Below are 1694 nucleotides of genomic sequence, written 5' to 3' on the forward strand. Positions count from 1 at the left end.
GACTTTCGAGCCATTCCTTTGCGTCTCGACGGCGGCGTGCCAGTGACGCTAGGGGACGTTGCGCATATCCAGCTCGGCCCGGAAATGCGCCGGGGCATCAGCGAGCTTGACGGTGAAGGTGAGGTAGTCGGCGGCGTGGTGATCCTGCGGAGCGGCAAGAACGCTCGGGAAACCATCGCTGCCGTTCAGACCAAACTGGATGAGCTGAAAGCGAGCCTGCCCCAAGGCGTCGAAATCGTCACGACGTACGACCGTAGCAAGCTGATCGACAGTGCCGTTGAAAACCTCACGCACAAGCTCATCGAGGAGTTCATTGTCGTTGCGTTGGTTTGCGCGATTTTTCTGTGGCATCTGCGCTCGTCGTTGGTCGCCATCGTGTCGTTGCCGATCGGCATCCTGATTGCTTTTGTGATCATGCAGCGGCAAGGCATCAACGCCAACATCATGTCGTTGGGTGGCATCGCGATCGCCATCGGAGCGATGGTCGATGCAGCAATCGTCATGATCGAAAACGCCCACAAGCACATTGAGGCCTGGCACAAGCGGCATCCTGACTCCACCTTGAAGGGCCAGGAGCACTGGAAGGTCATTACTGACGCGGCTGTTGAAGTGGGGCCGGCATTGTTCTTCAGCCTGCTGATCATCACGCTGTCGTTCATTCCAGTGTTCACCCTGGAGGCGCAGGAAGGCCGGCTGTTCGGTCCACTGGCGTTCACCAAAACCTATGCAATGGCAGCCGCCGCGGGCCTGTCTGTCACGCTGGTTCCGGTGCTCATGGGGTATTGGATCAGGGGCAAAATCCCTGACGAACACCGTAATCCACTCAACCGTGGCCTCATCTGGATCTACAAGCCGGCCCTGGACGCGGTACTGCGCTGGCCCAAGATGACTCTGCTGGTGGCTGTTCTGGTCTTCCTGACAGGCTTGTGGCCGGCCTCTCGCCTTGGTGGGGAGTTCTTGCCCCCGCTGGATGAAGGTGACCTCCTTTATATGCCCACTGCGCTTCCAGGCCTCTCCGCTCAGAAGGCTTCTGAGCTACTGCAGCAGACGGACCGGCTCATAAAAACGGTTCCAGAAGTTGCACACGTGTTCGGTAAGGCTGGTCGAGCCGACACCGCTACAGATCCCGCCCCGCTGGAAATGTTCGAGACGACCATTCAGTTCAAGCCGAAGGATCAATGGCGCCCTGGGATGACGCCTGACAAGCTGGTTGAGGAGTTGGATCGCACCGTACAGGTACCTGGATTAGCCAATCTGTGGATCCCGCCGATTCGAAACCGTATCGATATGCTGGCGACGGGTATCAAGAGCCCGATCGGGGTGAAAGTGTATGGCACTGATTTGGCACAGATCGACAAAGCCACCCAGGCAGTGGAAAAAATCGCCAAAACGGTGCCTGGGGTCAGTTCGGCGCTTGCTGAGAGACTGACCGGCGGCAGGTATATCGATGTGGATATCGATCGTGTCGCCGCCGCACGCTACGGCCTGAATATCGCGGACGTGCAATCGATCGTGGCCGGTGCCATCGGTGGTCAAACCATTGGTGAAACCGTGGAAGGGCTCGCCAGGTATCCGATCAACCTCCGCTATGGCCGCGAGTGGCGCGACTCGATATCCGATCTGCGCAACCTACCGATCTACACGCCGCAAGGCAGCCAGATCACGTTGGGGACCGTGGCCAAAGTACAGGTGAC

At 58.6% G+C, this 1694-nt stretch carries 1 protein-coding gene; it reads left to right on the forward strand.

Annotated elements, in window-relative coordinates; translation table 11 throughout:
• Window positions 1-1694, forward strand: a 1694-nt coding sequence (locus tag RT21_RS22805; RefSeq protein ID WP_046164457.1) for an efflux RND transporter permease subunit, incomplete at both ends; no start/stop codon positions are given.

The sequence above is a fragment of the Pseudomonas sp. 10B238 genome, from assembly GCF_000970615.1.
Taxonomy (GTDB): domain Bacteria; phylum Pseudomonadota; class Gammaproteobacteria; order Pseudomonadales; family Pseudomonadaceae; genus Stutzerimonas.